The organism is Olsenella sp. Marseille-P4559 (assembly GCF_900605015.1).
Lineage (GTDB): Bacteria > Actinomycetota > Coriobacteriia > Coriobacteriales > Atopobiaceae > Tractidigestivibacter.
In genome coordinates this window covers 136952-156607 of the sequence record NZ_LR027575.1, presented here as the reverse complement: position 1 = coordinate 156607, position 19656 = coordinate 136952, and the positions used below count along the sequence as shown (strand labels likewise).

The window sequence follows — 19656 nt, the reverse complement described above, 5'->3', positions numbered from 1 at the left end:
CGTGAGCGTCCGGATACCGGAATTGTCGGAAATGGCTCAGTACTTTCGGCATAGCGACACGTATTTCTGTCCACACCCCGTCGCACCATGTTGCTCGTGAGATGACCGCGACGACAGGGGGACGGCCATGGCGAAGAGGCACGCGGCGGCAGGAACATGAGGGAGTGCGTCGATGCGAGGACCCTCGCGGACCTCATGAGGAGGTATCCCGACGAGAAGTCCTGCGAGAGGAGACTCCTGGAGGAGGCGTACCCGTCGGGCTTCGCGTGCCCCGCCTACGGGAACAGGCGCTGCTCCAAGGCGGCGGGACGCGCGCACAGATTCAACAGGGCGAGCCGGAACGTGGCCGCCGACCTTCTGCGGGACATGTGCCTCAGATACGTCCCGCTCGGGGTGCTTGCGGAAAGCTGCCATATCTGCCTTAGGGCCTCGTAGTTCATGCACATGAGGCTCCTCGAAGTGATGAAGGCGGCGCTCGCGCCCTTCAGGAACGGGCCTCTATCTCCCGCCAGGCAGACGGGCTCTGTCTCGATGAGCCCCTTTGCAGGCAGGGGTCGGATGTTCAGATGCCGAGGGGGCGCACCGGCACAGCCATGCCGTACATTCGCGCGGCATCTCCAGCTTCAAGGCCTGCATCTAATGCGCTACGAACGGCCTCGGAGACGAATATTCGGCGCTCTGCAGGAGGAGAAGGGCTCCCGATGTGGAGCCCAGGGATGCCCTCGCAAGCATCGTCGGCAACTCCTGGGCCGCCACTGATGGCCACACAGGATATGCGCGCATCCTCCCCTCGCTCAGGTCAAGGAGCACGCAGCCACAGCCGCCAAGAAGTCCAGGGACGACGAACTCGAGCTCGTCAATGCCATGCACCAGAGACTCAGGGAATTCCTACTTCCGTTCCATGGGATGTCGACGAAATGGCTGCGGTACTACCTCTCGTGCTTCCTGTGGACAGAGCAGGCGAGGCATCCGGAGCGCGAGAAGAAGGACGTGCTCTCCGGGCAGCTTGCGTAAGGCAGATAGTCCACACAGGCGCGCGCTCGTAGACATGCCCCAGCCCCTCTGGGACTGCTGGGAAGCAAGAGCCTAGGTCAATGTCAATCATTGTCCAACAGCAAGAAAGCTATCTACCGCTTGGCGACATCCACCTCGAAGACATTTCCTTCTCCCCGGTAGACGGCCTTCGAATACTCGATTGGCACTCCAGCCTTCGCGCTGCCGACCGTATAGAAGAGAAGCATCGGATCGCCCACTGCAACATCGAGAAGAGTTGCCAATGCACCGTCTGCACGCACAGCTTCAAAACGTCTGTGGGCTGACACGACAGCCAAGCCGCAATCTGCAAGCGTCTGATATAGGCTCACAGCAGCAAAATCGACACCATCGAGGTCTGGCAGCTTGGCACAGGGCAGATATGTCTCCACAAATACATTGGCGGTTTCTTCGACATAGCGTAGCCGGACGAGCTTGTACACCTCGTCACCTAGCTTTATCTGGAGCGCATCTGCAACAGTTTCCCGTGCCTTTTCGCGCTCGAAGATGATTACTACGGTACGCGTGCTGTTGCCAGCAAGGCGCATATCGTCGGAAAAGCTCATCAGCCCCTTGGTAAAGTGCTGATGCACTTTCGGACGGCAGACAATCGTTCCTCTCTTGCGGCGGCGATCGAGATAGCCATCGTCCACCAAGCGCTGCAGAGCGTGACGCACCGTAGGACGGCTTACCCCATAAGCCTGTGCCAGTTCCTGTTCAGAAGGGATGCGCTGTCCCTCCTGATAGGTACCGTTCTTAATCTTTGCCAGCAAATCGTTGGTAATGTTCTCGTACAGTGTCATGACTTTCCTCCAGCAGTTGCAAGAGCATCAATCGACGACTCCTACATTCATCGGCGCAGCAGATGCCCGACACATCCTTGTAGCCATTCTGCAGAGACCCCATCGATTGATGCCCATTCATCCCTAACATAATACCAAGTTGTTATGTAACTCGGCATTTAACATACATCTGCAGTTACATTATCAATTTTTATATTGACATTTTACTGATATTTATATGATTATGTATATACATATTAGTTCAATGAAAGGAGCTTTGATGGCTCGCTACACTCTTGATGATCTTGCTCAGATGGTTGACCACACGAACCTCAAGCCATACGCAGCCGACGATGATATCCGGCGCCTCTGTGCCGAAGCGCGCCAATACCATTTCCGCATGGTAGCTGTGAACCAGGTTCAGTCCAGTCTCTGTGCACATGAGCTTGTTGACAGCGACGTGCATATCGGCGCAGCTATTTCTTTCCCTCTCGGCCAGACTTCCATTGCTGCGAAGGCATTCGAAACCCGAGACGCAATCGCAAACGGAGCCACCGAGATTGACTATGTCATCAACCTGACGCGCGTAAAGGCACATGATTGGGCTTATATCGAGGACGAGATGAGCCAGATTGTCTCTATATGCAGAGATGCCAGCCTCATCTCCAAGGTCATATTCGAGAACTGTTACCTCACTGAAGAGGAGAAGGTTGCCCTGTGCGGCATTGCAAGAAATGTCGGCCCCACTTTCGTCAAGACCTCCACAGGCTTCGGTGCGTCGGGAGCAACCGTTGAAGACGTCCGTCTCATGAAGGCACATGTCGGCGATGAAGTGCAGGTAAAGGCCGCAGGCAGCATACGCGATGCCGATACCTTCCTCGCTATGGTTCGTGCCGGGGCCACCCGCATAGGCTGCAGTGCCGGCGTCCCCATCATTCAGGAATTCGAGAGAAGGCTCTCGACGATGGAGGATGGCTATTTCGAGCTCTGAGGCCATGAACAGCAGCCCTTCATCTGCCTCCCCTGGCAGATTGGCCAGAAGCGGCTGTCCCCCCACCATGGCACGGTGATGTGGCTGGCCAAATCTAGACACGCTTGAGCCACGGCTACCGAAAGCCCGACAATGTGCCAGGGGGCACGGGAGGGGCTTGTTGCATGAACAAGACAACGAGAAAGAGGTACGGCCCCAAGTTCAAGATGCGGGTCGCGCTCGACGTAGTCAGGGATAACAAGACGCTGTCCCCAGGTGGCGAGCGAGAGCGGCGTGGCGCCGTCGCTCGCGGCCGAGTGGCGCGACCAGCTCCTGGATGAGGGCGCCGCCGACGTCTTCGGCAAGGCCCAGAGGGCGCGCGAGGGGGAGGCGAGGGAGGAAGCCGCGAAGAGGGAGCACGACGAGCTGCCGGGGGCGATCGGGCAGTCCGCCGTCGAGCGCGACCTCCTCCGCCGGTCTTGCGGCGGGTGCGGCCACGACCCGGGAGAGGCGCCTGGCGGCCGCCGGCGGCCACGACGGCCTCACGCGCAGGCACGCCTGCGAGCTGCTGGGCGTGCCCAGGGGCTCGACCTACTACGTCCCCAGGGAGCGGGAGGCCTCGCCCGATGACGAGCGGCTGATGGCCGGGGTGGGCCGCGTCCACGTGGACAACCCCGCATACGGCGCGAGGAAGATAGCGAGGGTCCTCCGGTCCGAGAGCCTCGACGCCAGCCGCCACCGCGTCACCAGGCTGATGCGGGAGATGAACGTGAGGCCCTGCTGCCCCGTGCCGTCGCTCTCGAGGCCGTCAAGGCACTCCAAGAGGTTCCCCTACCTGCTCAAAGGCAAGCGGGCCCTCTTCCCCAACCAGGTGTGGAGCACGGACGTAACCTACGTCCAAATCGGGGGCCGCCACGCGTGCCTCACCGCAGTGATCGACTGGCACAGCCGCTGCATAGTGGGCTGGAGGCTCTCCGACACCATGAGGGAGGAGGAGGTCATGGCCTGCGCGGAGCGGGCGTTTGCCGAGCACGGCACCCCCTCGGTCATGAACTCCGACCAGGGCTCGGTCTTCGGCGCGGACCAGTATGCCGGGCTCCTCGCCGCCAACCACGTCACGCAGGGCATGGGCGGCAGGGCCCGCTGGATGGACAACGTCCTCATGGAGAGGTGGTTCCGCACACTCAAGTCGGAGTGGTTCCGCACACTCAAGTCGGAGTGGCTGCGCACCCACGAGTACTCCAGCCCGCAGGAGCTCGAGCGCCTCGTGGCCGAGTTTGTGGACTACTACAACAACCGTCGCATCCACCAGTCGCTGGGATACGAGACGCCGACGGAGTGGTACTACTCGGGAATCAACCGGAGGGTGGCGTAGGAGGCCGAGGGAAGGCTAGGATGGGGACACCATCAGGCAGGGGCTTTCGGTAGCAAACGCAAATCCGTGTCGAACGAACTCAGCCAGTTCACGGCATAAACAGAGACCGGTGCCTTAGCAGATGCTACGACAGGCGCCGGTCTCATCTTCATGCTCGAAAACCCACAGAATGCATGGCCCACAGAGCTGCTGCTCAAGGCGCAGGTTTCGGCTTGAAAGTGCTTTAGTCTGCGAACAGCCTGTCAGATTCCGTCCTCTTCGCTGCAGCCTTCCCCTTCAGAGGTAGGGAGGATGGAATGGGCCAGCCCTGCATGACCCGCAGCCAAGCTCTCTTCTATGAGGTCCTCGGCGCACTCTGCCTCAGGTCTGCTGATGGCCGCCTCAATCATGAACGGCAGATTAACCCCTGCGACAACGCTGACATTTGGCAGGACCACAGCAGCCATCATGGCCTGATTGAAGGGGGTGCCTCCCTGCAGATCGCAGAATACAATCACCTCTTCGTCTCTTCCGGCATATTCGTCTATCACAGAGCGCAGCTGTTGGGGGAAATCGGATGCAGTCGCATCGTCGTGGAACTCTACCACGGCGAACTCATCCTGCTCCCCCGCAATCATCTTTATGGAGCTATAGAGCCCTCCTGCATACCCGCCATGTCCGGTAAGAATGAAACCTATCATGTTCTGCCTCCAGGTACCTTCCGTCAGTAAGGCATCACGTGCAAGATCGAAGCCGTCTTTGTCACGGCAATCTTGGAGAATTCCGAGAACATGGGATGGCTATTCCACGAATCGAGGTCAGTCGAAGCTCGGCAGGCGATAATCTGGCAGACGGGAAGCACATAGACAGGCTCGAGCATTGGCTCGCAGATATCGTCGAATGGCATGCGTATTGCATGTTCATCATCAATCTCTTCGCTGCCGGTAATGCAGTAGGCCTCATTGCTGACCGAGCGCGTCGCATGCCAGATGGTGCGGAGACGGTCTTTCGAAACACCGAGATCGTCGTAAAAGAAGAATGTGTAATTAGGTGTAATCTGGAGGTTTGGCCCATGGATGTACTCTTCTGCCTCATAGGCAAAGCTGGGCACCTTGATGGTCTCTCCCATCTTAAGCGCAGATTCGCATGCGAGCCCATAGCCCTGGGCAAACCCACAGGAATAGACCACATCCATCGAAGTCAGCTCGGCCTTATGGCTTTCATAGAAGGCATGGGTGTTCTGCTGCATGATGCGGTGGCGATTGGGCACCTTCTCCAGCTCTGCTATGACATCCGCATATTTCCTGCCATCTATCAGGCCCTTGACGTGCGAGGCTTCCAATGCAAAGAGCATGAGAAAGAGAGCCAGCGTCGAGACGCCACGGGTCACGTAGCTGACATCTTCCTTCCCTACCCCATAGTCCACAAGGATGCTGGCGTGATCTTTGAAATCCGAATCCAAATTCCCGGTCAGGCCGATGGGAGGCCTTCCAAGCGCACGGAGCTTATCGAGAGCAGCTATGGTATTGGTCGAGCAGCCGGTCTGGGAAACCGCAAATGCGAAGTCAGTGGGCCCCAGAACATGCTCATAGCAGCAGAAGGTCTCCGGCGGCACAACCTGCACATCATAGCCAAGATACTTCACCATGAATGGCTTGGCGCACTGGGAAGCATTCGAGCTTGATCCACACGCGATAATGAAGACACGCTCATAGCCTCCATCTACGTATGCCCTGACCAGCTCTCCTGTCAGATTATCACGATTGGCTATATTGCCTTCCAGCTGGTCCGGCGTGCTCTCGACATATGTGAGCATCGTCGGCCTTGCCTTCTCTTCTGTCATGGAAATACTCCTCTATAGCGTTCTGTCCGATGGATGCAGCACGGCATCCAGATATCCGAGAATTTGTTCATACGAATCGAATTCGAGCACTGCTCCGGTACGGTTTACGTTCCCATGGGGCTTGACCAGGCAGAGCACATCCACGTCTGCAGCCACCCCTGCCTGTATGCCGTAGGTCGAGTCCTCGACGATGAGCGCCTCGTCTGGAGAGACACCCAGGCGCTCGAGAGCAAGACGGTAGACAGCAGGATCGGGCTTCGAGGCATGGCACTCGTCGAATCCCGAAGCAACGGCATCGACGTGACGCGCCAAACCGGTCTGGTCCAACGCACGCCTGATATCAGCGAGATGACTCGAAGACGCAACAGCTATATGGACTCCATTGCCCTGCAGATAAGAAAGCAGCTCTTCTGCGCCGGCAATGGCCACCTTGCTGTAATCAATGGGACTCTCATAGAGGCACTTGTTATATTCGCATTCGACCGCGTCCCTACTCTCTCCCGTCACTTCGCAGAGAAGATTCAACTGGTGCTCATCAGAGCTTCCATAGATTGAGTCGATTTGTTCCTGCGAGAAGGCCTTTCCATGGCAGGCAGCCAGATTGATCAGCTGCTGCACATAATAGGGTTCGCTTTCGACGAGGACGCCATCCAAATCGAAGATGACGGCACGAACGGTGCGCTTCCACCGATAGGGGTGGCCGAATCCGCCATCACGCTGACACATGCGCGCGGCATGCCTGCCAGCCTCGGCGAGATCGGCCTCGATCTTGGCAGCGGTGCCAGGGGTCCATCCATGGCGCCAGCCCCGCCTACTCAGACAGAGGGCAAGGGCTGCGACGAAGGCATCTCCTGCCCCCATGGTATCGGTCGCAATCTGGCCTTCCGCAGGGACGCCCCGTACCTCTTTGTCCTGGAAGAAGAAAAGCGGAGCAGCAGTACCGCGGGTCACAAGCACGGCTATGCCCTGCTCCACAAAATGCCAAGCATCGAGAAACTCTCTGACCTCCAAATCGTCTGTCTCAGACATGGAAAACTGCGCGAGATCGATATGCGGAAGAACCTTCCCGAAATATTCCTCCGTACGATATTTTTCCTTCTCGCCGAAATCGAAGTAGAGAATCCCCTCATGACCGTCAAGGAGACCGAGCTGGCTTTCAACCTTTCCATTGCAGCTCGAAAGAAGGACATCAGCCTTTCTGAGGCGTGCCAGAGTGCCTGCATCGAGCTTTGGAAAGGGTACCCAGGCATCTCCTTCATCCACGCCGAGAAAGAAGCGCTCGCCCTTGTGCCTCTCCTGGCGCACAAGCTTTGTCGTGCCACCCTTGATGGTGCGGCAGAGCGAGAGGTCCACCGATTCGGACCTGAGACTGGCACGCATTACTTCGCCCCAAGAATCATCGGCCAAGGCACCGCAATATGAAGCTTCGGCTCCAAGACGTGCCGCGCTGACGGCACAGTTCACGGCATTGCCGCCAGGATAGGCTATGCCGAGGTTCTCATACACATCGAATACGTTATCTCCTACGCCTATGACCTGCATCAGTATTCCACCTTGCGGTAGTAGCGGCGGTAGTCAAGTGGGTGTCCCGTTTCATATTCCATGTTCTTGGAGATGCGCTGGAGGGCTGCATTCATGATGATAGGGCCAAGAAGGGGACGGAACTCGCCAGAGATGCCCGGCAGTTCGAACTCAGCGGTATCTATGACCGTCAGCTTGTCCGTATATGTCTGTGCAAAGCGTCGCACGCGCTCATCGAGCGGACGCGTAGGGCCTTCGCCCACAAGCAGCGTCAGCGGGACGCCAGGCTCGAGCAGCTCGAACGTGCCATGGAAGAACTCGGGGCTTGAGACCGACTTCGTCCGTATCCACTGGCTTTCTTCAAGCACGCACATGGCATAGGCATAGCAGACCGGCCATAAATCGCCCGAGGCCACCCAGATATGATATGGCTCGCCGTGATAGAGTCTGCAGTACTCGGCCGCCCTGCCATCGAACTGCCTGCGCACTGAGTTGAGGGCAGATCCAAGGGCAGAAAGCTCATAGGCAAAGGCATCGTATCGAGCAAAGCTGCCGAGCTTCTGGAGGATGCAACCCAGAAAAAGATAGGCGACAAGCTCCTGAGGCCTGCCATCTTCGTAGACGAAGCACCAGTCAGATACCTCGCCGAGGGCCGAGCAGGGCCTGCCCACTATGGAAAAGATTCTACAGCCCCGCTCCTTGAGCCAATGTGCCGCTGCAACCGTCTCTGCCGTGTCTCCTGATTTGCTCGACATGATGGCAAGTGAGCGACCATCAAGCATTCTGCATCCGCGCAGCACCAGCTCTGCCGAGAGTACCGAGCGTACTGGCAGGCTGCTATAGGCATCAATCAGGTATGCAAACGGATCGAGCATTGCCTGGGAGCCTCCTGAGGAAGAAAGCAGGATGTTCGAGATGCCATGGCTACATGCATCGTCTGCCATCGCTTCTATCTCGTCCCTTCTGCTGTAGATGCAATCGAACGCCGAAAGAAGCTTCTGCTCATCGAAAGAAACCATGTATGTCCAACACCTCTGTCTTTCATCGAATGGCGATTGCCGCAAAGGTACACCGGACAGATGCTTCAATCCATCTGGCCCCAGCCAGCATCCTGGCTCCCCGGAAGCAGCCCTGCTGCTCCCGGGGAGATATCCATAAAGACCGGTCTTCGGATCTACATCCAGCCAAGGAACGACATGAGGATGCCGAAGGCGATGATGCCAAGAATAATCGCGAGGACATTTGCCTTCTTCTTGAAGAGCCAGAAGATCAGGAACACAAGGGCAAGCGGAAGCACGTTGGGCATGATGTTGTCAAAGACGCTCTGAACCGTTGTGCCACCGACGCCGAAGACTAGATCGTCGCTGAAGACAAGCGTGACATATGAGGGGATGAGGCCGCCGACCACCATCATACCGAGGATTCCTGCAGCCTCCGTGAGATACTTGGTCGTCGTGCCGATGTTCTCGATAACCCTGGATCCGACGTTATAACCGGCTTCGGCAAACCAGATACGCGAGATTGCCATGAAGAACCAGATGGCGATATAGAGGATGGGACCAAGGACAGATCCGTCCTGTGCAAGCGAGCAGCAGATGCCTGCAGAGATTGGCAGCACGGTAAACCAGAAGATAGCGTCGCCCAGGCCTGCAAGCGGTCCGAAGAGGCCATTGCGGATGCCGTCAATGAGATTGCGGTCGGTATGCCGCTCCTCCATGGAGAGCTCGAGACCCATCAGAAACGTCGCCATGTGCATCTCAGTGTTCATGAACTCCATGTTATAGGTCATGAACTCCGACATATCCTTCTTGGAGTCCGGATAGAGCTTTTCAAAACATGGAAGCATCGACCAGGTAAATCCCGGAGCCTGCATGCGTTCGAAGCTGAAGCCAGCCTGTTCGGCAATGGAGCGAATGCCCAGCCTGTGCAAATCCTTCTTGGTGAGTTTCGGCGCAGCCTCACCAGTCGTACCATCATTGAGAGAGGCGGACATTTCATTAGATGCCATCTGAATCATCTCCATCAAAGGTAACTCCTGATGCTGTCACTGCCGCAACAGCGTCATCGGTGGCCTTCTCATGCTTGTAGTTGATGTATGCAAGAGAGGCTGCCGTGATAGCGATAGGAAGGACATTGGGCATATCGAGGAAGGTTGCCATGATGAAGCCCAGGAAGAGATAGGCGACGTTGCGGGACTTCAGCATGACCATGAGTAGCAGGCCGAGACCGACAGCAGGAAGCATGCCTCCGGCAATCTCGAATCCATGGATCAGCCACCCGGGGAAGGAATTGACGAAAATCTGGATCGGGCCCTGAAGTGCGAAGGCGCAGAGGAATACCATCAGCGCCACGACTCCTGCCTTGATGACGATGACAAGAGGAATGATGCGATCGAAGCCGGCGACATCGGCATTCTTGGCATACTCATCGCACTTATGTGCGACAGAAACGTAGACGGTGTTAAAGATGATGCCAACCCACTGCGCAAGAAGCGCAAAGGGAAGCGAAAGGCCGATGGCCGCATCCGGAGACTGTCCGGTCATGTAAGCAATCACGACCGTCATCATGCCTGCCATGAGCGGGTCAGGAGGCACAGTGCCGCCGACGGTCAAGAGCCCCAGATAGGCAAGCTCGCTCACTGCACCGCATGCAACGCCCAGCTGGACATTGCCCAGAACGATGCCCGCGAAGAAGGACACGACAAGTGGCCTAAACCAGTAGAACGCTTCGAAAATCTGGTCACACCCGCAGATGAAACCGACAAGCGCGAGAAGCAGCCCCTGGATAAGCGTAATCTCCATACCTGCTTTTCCTTCCTGTATCTACGATATTTCTTTCTGCATGAACTTTTCTGTCTGGCTAGCCCTCCTTCCGCTACAATCCAATCTTCCTGTTGTTCGGCAGAATCTGGATGTATACCTCGACACCATGCGACTTCATGTCCTCGAAGTCGGCAAGATCCCGGTCATCCACATACACATGGGGTTCCTTGTACTCGCATTTGCCCTCTTGATGGTGCATGTTGCCGACGTTCACCGCCGAGATCGGCACCCCACCATCGATGAGTCTGCGCATCGTCTGCGGCGTCTTGGCTACTATGAAGATGTGCTGGCGTGGGTTCGCCTTGCCTATGACATCTATGGTCTTCTGCACGGTGAAGAACCTGATGCCGATGCCTGCTGCATCGGTCGTCATCTTCATGATGGATTTCTGGACAGAATCGTTCGCCACGTCGTCATCCACGACTACGACGAGATTTGCACCGCAGGCTCCAACCCACGAGTTGCCCACCTGGCCATGGACAAGTCTGTTGTCAATACGGGCCAGCACGATATCCGGCATGATTCTTCCCTTCCCCGCAGGAATCGGCAAGGCAGGGAATGTATCCTCCCTGCTCTTTACATTATCAAGATTAGTAGTCAATTTTGTCTGTCTTATTTCCGTGAAAGGTCAGTATTATGTCTCTACCGTTATATAACGTTATTGTTTTCTTGGCCGTAGAAAAAGGACTGCCTCCAGCATGTACCAGTGGCAGCCCCGCCCAGAATCTCCGTCTTGGACCCGGGAGCGCCAGAGCGCTATGGAGCATCTCGATCCGACCATAATCTGCTTCTCCGCCATGAGGGGCCTGCTCTGGTCATCCACATAGCGGCCATCCAGACGGAACAGAGGCTCCCCCTCCGGCACATTCAGGCACTCAAGCTTGCCGAAGGTGCTTTCCGAGCTGAGGATACATCTGCCATCAAGCTTTGGGTGCATCCCTTGTGCAGACGGATCGATTCATAAAGTGAGTTGTTCCGCAGGTCTTCGTCTTCGAGATGCGCGAACTCGCTTTTCTGCAGCTTCGTGAAGTTTGCCATGAGAGGAATGCCATTGGCGGTATGAACACGCTTGAGAGAGATGATACGCTCTCCGGGCACAAGCTCGAAGAGTGCCTGGTCCTCTTCGGAAGGTTCTTCCAATCTGCAGGCAAGCTCAATCGATCCTGCTTCGTAGCCCGCTTCCTCGCAGGATTCCGTGAAACTCTTCGTCTCAATATCACTCAGGGATTTCAGGAGGTGCAGATGGCTGCTCTTGTCACGCACGAATGTGCCTTTCCTGGGCGCTTTATGAGGTATCCCGCATCGACAAGCTCCTGCACGGCCCGCCCGATGATGATACGGCTTACCGAGAAACGCTCCCCAAGCTCGGATTCCGAGGGAATGGATCTCCGGCGCCAAAGGCGCCGCTGTCGACATCGTACGGCAGGTTAGCATTCTGAGTGCAACAGCAGCTGCTACTCCATAAGTGCGGCGCACTCCCGATGGCTACGATATTGGTTGTCGAAGTCAACGTCGGGCCGAGGGAAAATGCACCACTACATTTATCTTAGCGCCAGGGAGCGCGACAGGATAGCCGAGATGCACGCCGGGCACGAGAGCGCCTCTCGGATAGCCGAGGCGGATAGGCAGGAGCAGGTCGACGGTGAGCAGGGAACTCGCGCGCAACGGCCGGCGCGGATGCTACGGCACCTGCACCGCCCAGGAGCGTGCTGCGGCGAGACGCCGCACGCGCAGGGCGCGCAAGAGGCTCTCTGACCCGAGGCTTGGCGGACGAGGTGCGCTCGGGCTGTATTTAGTCAAACCTGGCTTTCGGGGGGCGCGGCGGGCCTCTCATCCTTCGCTGGTCTCGTTCATAGGCCCTTCAAGGTGGACGACTGGGGCTCGTCGCTCCCGATGGCCCACAGGGTCATCCCAACTTCAAGGCATTCGAGGGGGGCACCTTCCACGGCCTCTCCTCCGCCCGCATGCAGTCGTACGTGGACGAGTTCAGCTGGAGGCACAGCCACGGGGCGAGCCGAATGTGGCCGCCGACCTCCTGCGGGACATGTGCCCTGGGCACGTCACGCTCGGGGACATTGCCGCCACGGCGACCGTCCAGCCGAAGTTGATTAGGTAGATGATAAACAGAGGCTGGCTATGCGGAAAGTACTGAGCCATTTTGTCGGAATCCACAAACAGCCGCACCGATTCGAGACCCATGCGTTCACGCAACAATTCTGCAGGCCAAGCTCACAACGAATTCGTTGCGTGATACAGTGAAGCCGCAGGAAACGCGCTGTTACTGACGGATAATCGTGGGACACCACGGGGAAGCAGCGTGAATACAAGCCGCCGACCGTCTGGGCAAGCGCACCTGAGTGGGTGCCAGCCCGTTGTTGTCTTTAGAGGCTGGGCCCGCTCGCGTGTGCACGAGGGAAGAGAGGGCCCATGGAGGATCTGCTCGAGCTGCTGCGCGACAACCCCTATCCCGGGCGCGGCATTGTGGCTGGCAGCCGCTGCGTCTACTACTGGATCATGGGGCGCAGCTCCAACAGCCGCAACCGCGTTTTTGTGAAGACCGAGGACGGCATCCGCACCGAGGCGCATGATACCGCGCTTCTCGAGGACCCAAGCCTCATCATCTACCACCCCGTTCGCACCATGGGCGACGACCTGGTGGTGACCAACGGCGACCAGACCGACACCATCGTCGAGAAGGGCGACTTCGTGGCCGGCTGCATGGCCCGCGAGTACGAGCCGGACGCCCCCAACTACACGCCGCGCATTAGCTCCATCCTGCACCCCGACGGCTCGTTTGACCTCTCCATCCTCAAGCGCGCGCGAGACGGACGCTGTGTTCGCGAGTTCTTCTCGTATGAGGGCGCTGACGGCGGGTGCGGTTACTTCATAAGCACGTACCAGGGAGACGGTAACCCCCTCCCCAGCTTTGCCGGCGAGCCAATCCACGTATGCATGGGGAGCCCCAAGGAGGTGTGGGGGGCGCCCGACCCCGCCAACAAGGTCTCGCTCTACACCAACGTCAACGGCGAGGTGCGCATCTTCAACAAGAACCTCGGCGACTAGGGTCGACGGTGGGTGGCACGGCATGCCTTTCCTGCGGACTCAAACAGCGCTTTGCGAACTCGCCGCAGGAAAGGCATGCCGTGCGCCCGCCAGCCCTTGTCGCCTCCACCCCCTGATGTCGTTGGAACTCGTTTCTCTGCCCTTCGTCCTTCGCTCTTCGTCCTTTGGTTTGTCTGCGTGTCGTGGCTGATGGGTGGCAGCCGTACTTGTCACGTGCAGGTCGTCTTTCTCCGCTGGCCTTTGCCTCTTTGCCTGCGGCGAGTTCGCGAAGCGTTGTCTGAGCAAGCAGGCAAAGAGGCAAAGGGGACAACAGAAAGGAAACGAATGAACTCGCTTGAACTCAAGTACGGCTGCAACCCCAACCAGAGGCCTGCACGCATCCTCATGCAGGACGGCTCTGAGCTGCCCGTGGCGGTGCTTTCGGGCACGCCGGGCTACATCAACTTCCTCGACGCCTTGAACTCCTGGCAGCTCGTGCGCGAGCTGCGCGAGGCAACCGGCATGCCCGCGGCTGCGTCGTTCAAGCACGTCTCGCCTGCCGGTGCCGCAGTGGGAACGCCCCTCTCCGAGGAGGACAAGAGGGCCTTCTTCGTCGATGACGAGGGCGAGCTTACGCCCATCGCCTGCGCCTACATCCGCGCGCGCGGCGCAGACCGCATGAGCTCCTTTGGCGACTGGGCGGCTCTCTCGGACACCTGCGACGAGCGCACGGCCCTCTACCTCAAGCACGAGGTCTCGGACGGCATCATTGCCCCGGGCTACACGCCCGAGGCGCTCGAAATCCTGCGCTCCAAGAAGCATGGCGGGTACAACGTGGTCCAGATCGACCCCAACTACGTCTGCCCCGTCGTCGAGCACAAGGACGTCTTTGGCATCACCTTCGAGCAGGGGCACAACTTCTCGAAGATCGACCGAGACCTTCTCGGCAACGTGGTAACCAAGAACAAGGACATCCCCGAGTCCGCAAAGATTGACATGATCGTGAGTCTCATCACCCTCAAGTACACGCAGTCCAACTCCGTGTGCTACGTGAAGGACGGGCAAGCCATCGGTGTGGGCGCCGGGCAGCAGAGCCGCATCCACTGCACGCGCCTTGCCGGCAGCAAGGCTGACACCTGGTGGCTGCGTCGTCACCCCAAGGTGCTTGGCCTGCGCTTTGTTGAGGGCATTCACCGCCCCGACCGCGACAACGCCATCGACGTCTACATCTCTGACGAGCACGACGAGGTCATGGCAGACGGTGCCTGGCAGCGCGTCTTTGCCGAGAAGCCCGAGGTCTTGAGCGCAGACGAGAAGCGCGCGTGGATTGTGCTCCAGACGGGTGTGACCCTGGGCTCCGACGCCTTCTTCCCCTTTGGCGACAACATCGAGCGCGCGCACCGCTCGGGTGTGACCTACGTCGCCGAGCCAGGTGGCTCCATCCGCGACGACAACGTGATCGAGGTTGCCGACCGCTACGGGATGGCGATGTGCTTCACGGGGCTGAGGCTGTTCCACCACTAGGGCTAGAGCTCTAGCTCCCACATGCGGCATCCGTCCTCCTCGCCGTCCTGTCCGATTCCCTCGGCAGGGCGGCGAGGTTTCATTCCTATGTGGGCAAGCACGCGCTCGCTTGCTGCGTTTCGCACGTCAACCGTGGCAGTCAGGCGGGTGAGGCCCAGCTTGCGCGCCAAGTCGACCACAGCCTGGCACATCTCGGTGGCGATTCCCCTTCCCCACCAACAGTGGTCGACCGCATAGCCCAGCTCGCACGAACCGTCGGACGTCTCGACGAAGACCATGCCTATCAGCTCGCCTGTGTCCTTGAGGCATGCGGCAAGCTTGAGGCCGAGCGGCAGGCCTCCAGGCCCCACCTGCCCCGCATCTGCCTGTGCGTATGCGGGAAGGAAGAAGCGCTCCAGCTGGCTTCTCGCGTCTTCCTCAGACATCATTGGCCCGAACGGCAGGTACCGCGTGACCTCCTCGTTGGAGTTGATGCGATAGATGGCAGGTGCATCCGCAAGCGTGTAGCGACGCAGCGAGAGCCGCTCCGTCTCAAGGGGCAGGTACTCAATCACGTGCATGGTGGTAGCCTCCCAATCCATAATGAGCCTGCATGGGACGCATCCATCTCGGACAAGGAGCTTCTCGGCGAGGAGCGGGAGAGGCGCTTTGGCTAAGGTCATCCTGGGCACCAACATCATCCTCGACTACCTCAGTGCAGGTCGGCCATGTCATGCCGAGGCTGTCCGCTTGCTCGAGGGCATCATCGATGCCGGAGACGTTACTCCTGTGGTCCCAGCTGGCTGTCTTAAGGACGCATACTACATCATGTGCCGCCATTACCACAACGAACCGCTGGTACGAGAGCGCATGGACGCATTCCGCAAGGTTGTCGAAGTACAGGCGCTCACGGATGAGGTGCTCGATGCGGCATTCGCGTCAGACGAGCCGGACCTCGAGGACGCCATGGTGCGCGCAACCGCAGTGCTTCTCGGCGCAGAGGCAATCATCACACGCGATAAATCGTCCTATCGTGGCTCAGGCGTGCCCGCCATGGACGCCGTCACCTACTGCCAGTCGCTGTGACTCGCCGTCTCTCGCAGTCTCTCACCGCTCTCGTTCTTTATCGGAATTTGAGAACGGCGATTCCCGCGACCTGTGCAAACGTCGGGCCAACTTCTCAAAAACCGATAAAGAACGGGTAATTCGAGCATGCGGGCAATCGCTGGTCACACGTGAGCGTAGGCCAGGCGGTCGTCTCCGTTGCGCCCCAGTTTGATGATGCCGCAGTACGAGAACCCCCTGCTGGCGAGAAGGCCCTGCATGGGCTTGTTGTCGCGATGGGTGTCAGTGCGAAGGTTGCGCCCATGCTCCAGCACCCAGTCGAGCATCGTGCCACCAACTCCTTGGCCTTGACGTAACACCGCAAAGCGATGCACCAGGTCATAGGGCTCGTCATTTGGCCAGGTGCCATCATAGATGCGTGCGTAGTCAGGCTCCGGCCCGGGAAGGAACGCGAAGCAGCCAAGGACGTCATCGTTCTCGCCCACACAAGCGTGCAACATGCCCGTAGCGATGTCCTCCTCCACCAGCTCACGCGGAGGAAAGCTGTCGCCCCACTGGTTGGGGTTACCCGCCTCTCGCATGAATGCGCGCGCACTCTCGTAGACCGCAAGCACGCTATCGAGGTCCGCAGGCGTTGCTGGACATATGTGCATGGTTTGCCCCCCAAGGCATAGGCTTCTACTTGCAAGCCATTGTAGCCTTGGAGAGCATGCGCGCTCCCCTAGTGCTGGTGCGGCCTTTCGGACACCGGGCGCAGCTCCGCACGGCAGCGGATCATCTCCGCAGCAATGGAGACAGCAATCTCGGGCGGCGTCACAGCGAGAATCGCATCGCCGATCGGCAGGTGAATGCCATCGACCCACGTGGGGTCCACGCCGCGCTCCTTCAGGGTCTTGCGGGCAAACGCCGCCTTTCCCCTGCTGCCAATGCAGCCAACGTAGGCAGGGCGCACGCGCGAAACCTGCTCGAGCACGTCGATGTCCCAGGCGTGCCCGTGCGTGGTTATCACCACGTAGTCGCGCGAGGTCACCTGGACCTTCTCGTCGAGCTTTGTGAAGTCGCCAAGCACCACGCGCTCCGCTGCCGGAAAGTCGCCCGAAACCGCGACGCCCTCACGGTCGTCGAAGACCACCACGCGAAAGCCCACGCTGGCAAGCACCGGCGTGAGGGCACGGCCGACATGGCCGCCGCCAAAGATGTAGGCGATGGGATTGGGACCGGCCGGCTCGGCGTAGATCTTGGCCTCCTCGTCCCAAAGGGCAGTTTCCGTGGTAGCACGCGGGTCGCCCTGGGGCAGATCATCGAGGTATGCAAGCTCGACGGTGACGTCTGAGAGATTCGCCCACCCCTCGGTAATCACGAAGGGCTTGCCGGAGCGCAGGTGGTCGAGAAGCCCGCCCAGGGTCTTCTCGGCAGATGCAGGCTCCCACAGCATCACGCCACAGAGGGCGTCACCACCGCACGCCATGCCGGTCTTGGCATGCGTCATCCATTCCAGCTGGTTGGGCTCATCGCCCGCCAGCACGCGCTGGCACCTCTCCTGCATCTGCTGCTCAATGCGGCCGCCGCCAATCGTGCCCAGCCAGGTGCCATCGGCGAGGAGGGCCATGCGTGCGCTTGCGCCACGCGGCATAGACCCCCGCGTGGCGAGGATGCTTGCGAGGGCAAACGCACGCCCCGCCCCGGCCTCTTTCAAGAGCCTTCCCACAAACACCATGTCGCGAAGGGTCTCATGTGAGTCTGTCATAGGGTTCTACCTGCCATTCATTTTACTCAGCGACGTATATGGTCCTGGACCGCATCTACCCAACGTAGCTCACCCGGATTCGTGGCCCACCGTCATATTCCTCCACATGGCCCACCACGCGGGCATCCGGGACGCGTCCGTCGGCGAGAAGGTCGGCGAGCAGGGCGTCAGCGTCGTCTGCCGCCACAGCCACAAGGAGGCCGCCCGAGGTCTCGGGGCAGAAGAGGAGGTCGGCGAGGTCCTGCGGCACGCCCGTCATGTCCACGGCAGCCTCGGCAAAGTGACGGTTGCGATACATTCCCGCAGGCAGGATGCCCAGTCGCGCCCAGTCGCGCGCATGGGCGAGCAGTACCGGCGCCGCAGCATCGATAACCATGCGGACGCCAGCACCCTGCGCCATCTCGAGCGCATGCCCCATGAGGCCAAATCCCGTGACGTCAGTCGTCGCGTGGACGTCATGGCAAACGATCACGTCGCGCGCCCAGCGGTTGAGGCACATCATCTGCCGCTCTGCGGCGGCAACATCCGCGGGGTCTGCCAGGCCGCCCTTCTCGGCAGTGGTAACTACGCCCACGCCAAGCGCCTTGGTGAGCACAAGCACGTCGCCTGGGCGGGCACCCGCATTGGTGAGCATGCGGCGCGGGTCGACAAGGCCCGTGACCGCCAGGCCGTACTTGGGCTCCTCGTCGTAGATGCTGTGGCCGCCCACGATGGAGGCGCCCGCCTCGTAGACCTTCTCGTATCCGCCGCGCAAGATCTCGTGGACTACGTTGGCAGGCATGTCCTCGGGCACGGCCATCACGTTGAGGGCCACCTTGGGCTCGCCACCCATCGCGTAGACGTCCGAGAGCGCGTTGGCGGCGGCGATGGCACCGTAGGTATAGGGGTCATCGGCAATGGGTGGGAAGAAGTCGACGGTCTCCACAATGGCCACGTCGTCTGTCACGCGATAGACCGCTGCGTCGTCCGACTTGTCGAAGCCCACCAGAAGGTTGGGGTCACGCTGGACCTTGATGTCCTTGAGGAGCTTCGCAAGCTCTCCCGCGCCCACCTTGGCACCGCAGCCGGCGCACTCGGCGAGCTTGGTGAGCTTGACGTCGTTGCCACCAGCGGATGCCACGTTGTTCTCTGCCATTGCTATCCCTCCAGCCTGTGTGAGAAGTGCAGCAGCGCCTCAAGGACGCCTCCGCCCACGGCACGCGCCTTGTCCGAGACGCTGAAGCAGTGCCCAACCTTGCAGCGCGGGTCGATGTCCCCCGACTTCATCCCCTTGGTGACCGGGCAGCCCCCTTGCAAAAGGCCGCGCAGCACGCCGTCGATGGTCGCACAGAGAGGCTCGCCTGCAACCATGGCCACAAGGTCACCCTTCTTGACCTGGTCGCCGATCTTTGCGATGGGCTCGAAGGTGCCGTCGGCTGGGGCGCGCAGCACGCGCTCGGTGGTAAAGCCGGCAATGTTTCCCGGCACGCCCGTGTTGGGGATGGGCGAGCCATCATAGATCACGCGCCCAAGGTAGTGGCCGCGCTTGGTCTCGATGGCGGCGTGGCAGTCTGCGCTGGAGTTCTCGCCGGCGTGGAAGCCGGGACCCACGCCAATAACGACAGGCGCCATCTCCCTGGTGGTCCCAAGGTTTTCCTTGGCGAGAATTGCGTCGACCACAGCCTCCGGCGCCAGCGTTGGGATATTCTCGCCCTTGGGTTCCACCAGCACGGCGATGGTCCCCGTGGCTGCAACCTTGGCGGCCTCGGCCGCGTCCTTGCACCGCACGGCCCTGATGCCCTCGATCTCTGCCTCGCCCAAGCGCACCGCTTCGGAGAAGCACACGGTACGGCGCACCGCCGTGGGCACCGCCACGTCCAGCATCACGATAGATGCGCCCGCACGGTGCAGCCGCACGGCAATGCCCGAGGCGATGTCCCCCGCACCTCTCACAACAACCAGCATGTCTCCCCCTTGTCCGCCTAGGGGCGGATGC

General features: G+C 59.6%; 22 protein-coding genes and 1 riboswitch. Of the genes, 7 read left to right on the top strand and 15 right to left on the bottom strand.

Annotation, left to right across the window (positions count from 1 at the left end; all coding sequences use genetic code 11):
* Positions 1–156: 156 nt before the first annotated feature.
* Together E0E00_RS12260 and E0E00_RS14470 are read left to right on the top strand one after the other, a co-directional pair.
* Positions 157–435: a hypothetical protein gene (locus tag E0E00_RS12260; protein ID WP_130812831.1), complete on the top strand. Its 279-nt coding sequence runs from the start codon at positions 157–159 to the stop codon at positions 433–435.
* 429 nt (positions 436–864) lie between these two features.
* A complete protein-coding gene (locus tag E0E00_RS14470) occupies positions 865–1014 on the top strand; it encodes a hypothetical protein (protein WP_165443696.1) in 150 nt (49 codons plus the stop codon).
* Between the two features lie 113 nt (positions 1015–1127).
* Here E0E00_RS14470 and E0E00_RS12255 read toward each other — a convergent pair whose 3' ends face one another.
* Complete coding sequence (locus tag E0E00_RS12255; RefSeq protein ID WP_130812830.1) at positions 1128–1835, bottom strand: GntR family transcriptional regulator; 708 nt, start codon at positions 1833–1835, stop codon at positions 1128–1130.
* A 259-nt stretch (positions 1836–2094) separates the two neighbouring features.
* On the opposite strand from E0E00_RS12255, the gene deoC reads away from it, so the two are divergent.
* Both deoC and E0E00_RS12245 read left to right on the top strand, forming a co-directional pair.
* Positions 2095–2805 carry a deoxyribose-phosphate aldolase gene (deoC, locus tag E0E00_RS12250; protein ID WP_130813137.1) on the top strand — a complete coding sequence of 237 codons (711 nt, stop codon included), beginning with the start codon at positions 2095–2097 and terminating at the stop codon, positions 2803–2805.
* A 316-nt stretch (positions 2806–3121) separates the two neighbouring features.
* Positions 3122–4159, top strand: coding sequence for an IS3 family transposase (locus E0E00_RS12245; protein ID WP_130812829.1), 1038 nt, complete (start codon positions 3122–3124; stop codon positions 4157–4159).
* Between the two features lie 242 nt (positions 4160–4401).
* Here the strand turns inward: E0E00_RS12245 and E0E00_RS12240 are convergent, their stop codons facing one another.
* The 9 genes from E0E00_RS12240 to E0E00_RS15490 all read right to left on the bottom strand — a co-directional run bounded on the left by E0E00_RS12240 (position 4402) and on the right by E0E00_RS15490 (position 11706).
* Positions 4402–4839 (bottom strand): PTS sugar transporter subunit IIA, encoded by a 438-nt coding sequence (locus E0E00_RS12240; protein WP_130812828.1) that lies wholly within the window; start codon positions 4837–4839, stop codon positions 4402–4404.
* Between the two features lie 23 nt (positions 4840–4862).
* The gene (locus E0E00_RS12235; protein ID WP_130812827.1) at positions 4863–5981 is read right to left on the bottom strand and encodes an SIS domain-containing protein; all 1119 of its coding nucleotides are present in this window, start codon (positions 5979–5981) and stop codon (positions 4863–4865) included.
* A gap of 12 nt (positions 5982–5993) precedes the next feature.
* Entirely contained in the window at positions 5994–7523 is a 1530-nt protein-coding gene (locus E0E00_RS12230) for a PfkB family carbohydrate kinase (RefSeq protein WP_130812826.1), read from the bottom strand.
* Positions 7523–8521: an SIS domain-containing protein gene (locus E0E00_RS12225; RefSeq protein WP_130812825.1), complete on the bottom strand. Its 999-nt coding sequence runs from the start codon at positions 8519–8521 to the stop codon at positions 7523–7525. The genes E0E00_RS12230 and E0E00_RS12225 overlap by 1 nt, the downstream gene beginning before the upstream one ends.
* A gap of 155 nt (positions 8522–8676) precedes the next feature.
* On the bottom strand, positions 8677–9510 hold the full coding sequence (locus E0E00_RS12220) for a PTS system mannose/fructose/sorbose family transporter subunit IID (protein ID WP_207302759.1): 834 nt from the start codon (positions 9508–9510) through the stop codon (positions 8677–8679).
* Entirely contained in the window at positions 9500–10303 is an 804-nt protein-coding gene (locus E0E00_RS12215) for a PTS sugar transporter subunit IIC (protein WP_130812824.1), read from the bottom strand. Before E0E00_RS12215 ends, E0E00_RS12220 begins: the two co-directional genes overlap by 11 nt.
* Positions 10304–10376: 73 nt before the next feature.
* Entirely contained in the window at positions 10377–10844 is a 468-nt protein-coding gene (gene agaB, locus E0E00_RS12210) for a PTS galactosamine transporter subunit IIB (RefSeq protein WP_130812823.1), read from the bottom strand.
* A gap of 347 nt (positions 10845–11191) precedes the next feature.
* Entirely contained in the window at positions 11192–11587 is a 396-nt protein-coding gene (locus tag E0E00_RS12205) for a UTRA domain-containing protein (RefSeq protein ID WP_165443695.1), read from the bottom strand.
* Complete coding sequence (locus E0E00_RS15490; RefSeq protein WP_165443722.1) at positions 11554–11706, bottom strand: GntR family transcriptional regulator; 153 nt, start codon at positions 11704–11706, stop codon at positions 11554–11556. Before E0E00_RS15490 ends, E0E00_RS12205 begins: the two co-directional genes overlap by 34 nt.
* A gap of 885 nt (positions 11707–12591) precedes the next feature.
* Positions 12592–12676: riboswitch (ZMP/ZTP riboswitch) on the top strand.
* Between the two features lie 75 nt (positions 12677–12751).
* On the opposite strand from E0E00_RS15490, the gene E0E00_RS12200 reads away from it, so the two are divergent.
* Both E0E00_RS12200 and E0E00_RS12195 read left to right on the top strand, forming a co-directional pair.
* Positions 12752–13387, top strand: a complete 636-nt coding sequence (locus E0E00_RS12200) for an IMP cyclohydrolase (protein ID WP_130812821.1) — start codon at positions 12752–12754, stop codon at positions 13385–13387.
* A 75-nt stretch (positions 13388–13462) separates the two neighbouring features.
* Positions 13463–14890: a phosphoribosylaminoimidazolecarboxamide formyltransferase gene (locus E0E00_RS12195; protein ID WP_371683405.1), complete on the top strand. Its 1428-nt coding sequence runs from the start codon at positions 13463–13465 to the stop codon at positions 14888–14890.
* Positions 14891–14892: 2 nt separating this feature from the next.
* On the opposite strand, the gene E0E00_RS12190 is transcribed toward E0E00_RS12195, so the two are convergent.
* On the bottom strand, positions 14893–15450 hold the full coding sequence (locus tag E0E00_RS12190; RefSeq protein WP_165443694.1) for a GNAT family N-acetyltransferase: 558 nt from the start codon (positions 15448–15450) through the stop codon (positions 14893–14895).
* Between the two features lie 88 nt (positions 15451–15538).
* Between E0E00_RS12190 and E0E00_RS12185 the strand changes: the two genes are divergently transcribed.
* Complete coding sequence (locus E0E00_RS12185) at positions 15539–15955, top strand: PIN domain-containing protein (RefSeq protein WP_165443693.1); 417 nt, start codon at positions 15539–15541, stop codon at positions 15953–15955.
* A gap of 143 nt (positions 15956–16098) precedes the next feature.
* Here the strand turns inward: E0E00_RS12185 and E0E00_RS12180 are convergent, their stop codons facing one another.
* From E0E00_RS12180 to yqeB, 4 genes are all read right to left on the bottom strand, one after another.
* Entirely contained in the window at positions 16099–16587 is a 489-nt protein-coding gene (locus E0E00_RS12180; protein ID WP_130812818.1) for a GNAT family N-acetyltransferase, read from the bottom strand.
* Between the two features lie 68 nt (positions 16588–16655).
* Entirely contained in the window at positions 16656–17681 is a 1026-nt protein-coding gene (locus tag E0E00_RS12175) for an XdhC family protein (RefSeq protein ID WP_130812817.1), read from the bottom strand.
* A gap of 55 nt (positions 17682–17736) precedes the next feature.
* Positions 17737–18816 carry a selenide, water dikinase SelD gene (gene selD, locus E0E00_RS12170; protein WP_130812816.1) on the bottom strand — a complete coding sequence of 360 codons (1080 nt, stop codon included), beginning with the start codon at positions 18814–18816 and terminating at the stop codon, positions 17737–17739.
* Positions 18817–18818: 2 nt separating this feature from the next.
* Entirely contained in the window at positions 18819–19625 is an 807-nt protein-coding gene (gene yqeB / locus E0E00_RS12165) for a selenium-dependent molybdenum cofactor biosynthesis protein YqeB (RefSeq protein ID WP_130812815.1), read from the bottom strand.
* Positions 19626–19656 lie beyond the last annotated feature (31 nt).

What these genes read in the sequence shown, in the direction of transcription:
- E0E00_RS12260 (WP_130812831.1), top strand. Translation starts at nt 157, where the DNA reads ATGAGGGAGTGCGTCGATGCGAGGACCCTCGCGGACCTCATGAGGAGG.
- E0E00_RS14470 (WP_165443696.1), top strand. Translation starts at nt 865, where the DNA reads ATGCACCAGAGACTCAGGGAATTCCTACTTCCGTTCCATGGGATGTCG.
- E0E00_RS12255 (WP_130812830.1), bottom strand. Translation starts at nt 1,835, where the DNA reads ATGACACTGTACGAGAACATTACCAACGATTTGCTGGCAAAGATTAAG.
- deoC (WP_130813137.1), top strand. Translation starts at nt 2,095, where the DNA reads ATGGCTCGCTACACTCTTGATGATCTTGCTCAGATGGTTGACCACACG.
- E0E00_RS12245 (WP_130812829.1), top strand. Translation starts at nt 3,122, where the DNA reads ATGAGGGCGCCGCCGACGTCTTCGGCAAGGCCCAGAGGGCGCGCGAGG.
- E0E00_RS12240 (WP_130812828.1), bottom strand. Translation starts at nt 4,839, where the DNA reads ATGATAGGTTTCATTCTTACCGGACATGGCGGGTATGCAGGAGGGCTC.
- E0E00_RS12235 (WP_130812827.1), bottom strand. Translation starts at nt 5,981, where the DNA reads ATGACAGAAGAGAAGGCAAGGCCGACGATGCTCACATATGTCGAGAGC.
- E0E00_RS12230 (WP_130812826.1), bottom strand. Translation starts at nt 7,523, where the DNA reads ATGCAGGTCATAGGCGTAGGAGATAACGTATTCGATGTGTATGAGAAC.
- E0E00_RS12225 (WP_130812825.1), bottom strand. Translation starts at nt 8,521, where the DNA reads ATGGTTTCTTTCGATGAGCAGAAGCTTCTTTCGGCGTTCGATTGCATC.
- E0E00_RS12220 (WP_207302759.1), bottom strand. Translation starts at nt 9,510, where the DNA reads ATGGCATCTAATGAAATGTCCGCCTCTCTCAATGATGGTACGACTGGT.
- E0E00_RS12215 (WP_130812824.1), bottom strand. Translation starts at nt 10,303, where the DNA reads ATGGAGATTACGCTTATCCAGGGGCTGCTTCTCGCGCTTGTCGGTTTC.
- agaB (WP_130812823.1), bottom strand. Translation starts at nt 10,844, where the DNA reads ATGCCGGATATCGTGCTGGCCCGTATTGACAACAGACTTGTCCATGGC.
- E0E00_RS12200 (WP_130812821.1), top strand. Translation starts at nt 12,752, where the DNA reads ATGGAGGATCTGCTCGAGCTGCTGCGCGACAACCCCTATCCCGGGCGC.
- E0E00_RS12195 (WP_371683405.1), top strand. Translation starts at nt 13,463, where the DNA reads ATGCCGTGCGCCCGCCAGCCCTTGTCGCCTCCACCCCCTGATGTCGTT.
- E0E00_RS12190 (WP_165443694.1), bottom strand. Translation starts at nt 15,450, where the DNA reads ATGCACGTGATTGAGTACCTGCCCCTTGAGACGGAGCGGCTCTCGCTG.
- E0E00_RS12180 (WP_130812818.1), bottom strand. Translation starts at nt 16,587, where the DNA reads ATGCACATATGTCCAGCAACGCCTGCGGACCTCGATAGCGTGCTTGCG.
- E0E00_RS12175 (WP_130812817.1), bottom strand. Translation starts at nt 17,681, where the DNA reads ATGACAGACTCACATGAGACCCTTCGCGACATGGTGTTTGTGGGAAGG.
- selD (WP_130812816.1), bottom strand. Translation starts at nt 18,816, where the DNA reads ATGGCAGAGAACAACGTGGCATCCGCTGGTGGCAACGACGTCAAGCTC.
- yqeB (WP_130812815.1), bottom strand. Translation starts at nt 19,625, where the DNA reads ATGCTGGTTGTTGTGAGAGGTGCGGGGGACATCGCCTCGGGCATTGCC.